Annotated in this window: 2 protein-coding genes; one reads left to right on the forward strand and one right to left on the reverse strand. The window is 71.1% G+C overall.

What is annotated here, in order from left to right; translation table 11 throughout:
* Positions 1–81 precede the first annotated feature (81 nt).
* The gene (gene htpG / locus MXD58_RS23610; protein ID WP_248837086.1) at positions 82–2,046 is read right to left on the reverse strand and encodes a molecular chaperone HtpG; all 1,965 of its coding nucleotides are present in this window, start codon (positions 2,044–2,046) and stop codon (positions 82–84) included.
* Positions 2,047–2,376: 330 nt separating this feature from the next.
* Between htpG and MXD58_RS23615 the strand changes: the two genes are divergently transcribed.
* The coding region (locus MXD58_RS23615) for an ATP-binding cassette domain-containing protein (protein WP_250609942.1) at positions 2,377–3,238 on the forward strand (862 nt) is incomplete at its 3' end.

Below are 3,238 nucleotides of genomic sequence, written 5' to 3' on the forward strand. Positions count from 1 at the left end.
GCCCCTGCCCGTGCGCCGCGAGGCGGCACGGGCGGGCAGGGAGCACGGGCGGGCAGGGAGCACGGGCGGTGCCGGGCGCGCCTACAGGGCGTTCGCCAGCCGGCCGGCCAGCACCCGGGTGAACCGGGCCGGGTCACGCAGGTCGCCGCCCTCGGCCAGCAGCGCCAGGTCGTACAGCAGCTCGGCGGTCTCGCCGAAGGCGACGGACTCGGCGTCCTGCTCGTGGGCCCGGCGCAGCGCGGTGACCAACGGGTGGGTCGGGTTGAGCTCCAGGATGCGCTTGGGATGCGGGACGTTCTGGCCCATCGCCCGGTACATCTTCTCCAGCGCCGGGGTCATGTCGAACGTGTCGCCGACGACGCAGGCCGGCGACGTCGTCAGCCGCGAGGACAACCGGACCTCCTTGACGTCCTCGCCGAGGCGCCCCGCCATCCACGCCAGCAGGTCCGCGAAGTCCTTGCGCTGCTGCTCGCGCTCGGTCTCGGCCTGCTCGCGCTCCTCGTCGGTGTCGAGGTCGACCTGGCCCTTCGCGATCGACTGCAGGGTCCTGCCGTCGAACGCGCCGACCCGCTCGACCCAGACCTCGTCGACGGGGTCGGTGAGCAGGAGCACCTCGTAGCCGCGGGCCGCGAACGCCTCCAGGTGCGGCGAGTTCTCGATCGTCGCCCGGGAGTCGCCGGTCATATAGTAGATCTCGGTCTGGCCGTCCTTCATGCGCTCGGTGTACTCGCGCAGGGTGGTCGTCGCCTCCGGATCGCCCGTCGACGCCACGGAGACGATCTCGAGGATCGCCTCGGTGTTGTCGGCGTCCTCCAGCAGTCCTTCCTTCACCGCCGCGCCGAACTCGCCCCAGAAGGTGCGGTAGCGCTCGCGGTCGCCGTCGAGCAGGCTCTTCGCCGACGCGAGCACCTTGCGGACCAGCCGGCGGCGGACCTGCTGGATCCGCCGGTCCTGCTGCAGGATTTCCCGGGAGATGTTCAGCGACAGATCACGGGCGTCGACGACGCCCTTGACGAAGCGCAGGTAGTTCGGAAGCAGCGCCTCACAGTCGTCCATGATGAACACGCGCTTGACGTAAAGCTGGATTCCGCGGCGGGCGTCACGGGTGTAAAGGTCCAGCGGCGCGCGGGCGGGGATGAACAGCAGCGCCTCGTACTCGAACGTTCCCTCGCCCTTCATCTGGATGACCTCGAGCGGGTCGGTCCAGTCGTGGCTGAGGTGGCGGTAGAGCTCGTTGTACTCGGCCTGATCGACGTCGTCGCGCGGTCGGGCCCACAGCGCCTTCATCGAGTTCAGCGTCTCGATCTCGGTCACCGTCGCGTCGGGGGCGGACTCGCCCTCGCCCTCGGAGTCGGAGTCGGCGGCGGCCGGGGCGGGGCGTTCGACGGCCATCCGGATCGGCCAGGCGATGAAGTCGGAGTAGCGCTTGACGATCTCGCGGATCTTGCGTTCGTCGGTGTAGTCGAACAGCCGGTCCTCGCTGTCCTCGGGCTTGAGGTGCACCGTGACCGCGGTCCCCCGCGGCGCGTCGTCGACGGTCTCGATGACATAGGTGCCCTCGCCGCTGGACTCCCAGCGGGTGCCGGCGTCCTCGCCGGCGCGGCGGGTGAGCAGCGTGACGGTGTCGGCGACCATAAAGGTCGAGTAGAAGCCGACGCCGAACTGGCCGATGAGGTCCGCGGAGGCGGTCGCGTCCCCGGACTCCCGGGCTTCGCGCAGCCTGCCGAGCAGCTCGGCGGTGCCCGAGCGGGCGATCGTGCCGATGAGGCCGACGACGTCGTCGCGGGACATGCCGATGCCGTTGTCGCGCACGGTCAGCGTCCGCGCGTCACGGTCGACGACCAGCTCGATGTGCAGATCGGGGATGTCGACCCGCAGGTCCTGGTCGGTCAGGGAAGCAAGGCGCAGCTTGTCCAGCGCGTCGGAGGCGTTGGAGATGAGTTCCCGTAGGAACACATCCTTGTCTGAGTAGATCGAATGCACCATCAGCCGCAGAAGCTGACGCGCCTCGGCCTGGAATTCCAGCGTCTCGACCCGGCTACTCACGGGAATTTCCTCCATGCGGACACGGACAGGGTGTTGGACAGGTGGCAAGGAAGGCGAACCGCGCCGATTCTCCGCCACGGCCGGCGCGGCGGCGGCCACGCCCCCTGCCGCACGCGGACTTTCCAGCGGTATCAGCGGCAGGAATTATACCGGGACGCCGCCCGGCCCGGCCGGATCCGGAAAACGGGTTGCGGGCCGTCCCCCCGCGTGGCACCGTCGTTAACGGACGTGTCGCCTTCCCGAGGGAGTCGCCAGATGGACCTGTGAGACGCCGCCCCCGCACGCCGGCCTCCGCCCGGTCGTGTGCCCGGTCCGTCTCCGAGGATCCCCATGTCCACCCAGCTCACGCTGTCCACCCAGCTCACGCTGTCCACCCAGCTCACGCTGGACGCTGTCAGCAAGTCCTATGACCATCGCCCCGTCCTGCTGGACGTCACCTGCTCCCTGCCGCCGGGTGCCCGTACGGGCATCATCGGGGAGAACGGGTCGGGCAAGACCACCATGCTGCGCCTGCTCGCCGGGGTCGAGCTCCCCGACGACGGCCGGGTGATCCGCCAGGCCGACGGCGGCATCGGGCATCTCTCGCAGGAGGCTGCCCCCACCTCCGGCTGGACGGTCGCGGACGCCATCGACGACGCCCTGGCCGACCTGCGGGCGATCGAGGCCCGCCTGCGCGCGCTGGAGGCCGCGATGTCCGCCCTGCCGGAATCATCCGGCAGCGCGGACGTGCTCGCGGAGTACGGCACGCTGCTCGCCGCGTTCGAGCTGCGTGGCGGCTACGACGCCGACGCCCGCGTCGAACGGGTCCTGCACGGTGTCGGCCTCGGCGGGCTGCGCCGCGAGCGGGGGCTCGGCGCGCTCTCCGGCGGTCAGCAGGCGCGGCTGCGGCTGGCCTGTGTGCTCGCTGCCGGCCGCGAGGTGCTGCTGCTCGACGAGCCGACGAACCACCTCGACGACGACGGCCTCGCCTGGCTCGCCACCTACCTGCGGGCCCGCACCGGGACGACGGCGGTGGTCTCCCACGACCGGATCTTCCTCGACCAGGTCGCGGACACCCTCCTCGAGGTCGACGGTGACACCCACGGCGTGCACCGCTACGGCGACGGCTACGGCGGCTATCTCGCCGCCCGCACCGCTACCCGCGCCCGCCAGGCCCAGGCGCACGCCACCTGGACCGCCGACGTCGCCCGCC

The organism is Frankia sp. AgKG'84/4 (genome assembly GCF_023242965.2).
GTDB lineage: Bacteria > Actinomycetota > Actinomycetes > Frankiales > Frankiaceae > Frankia.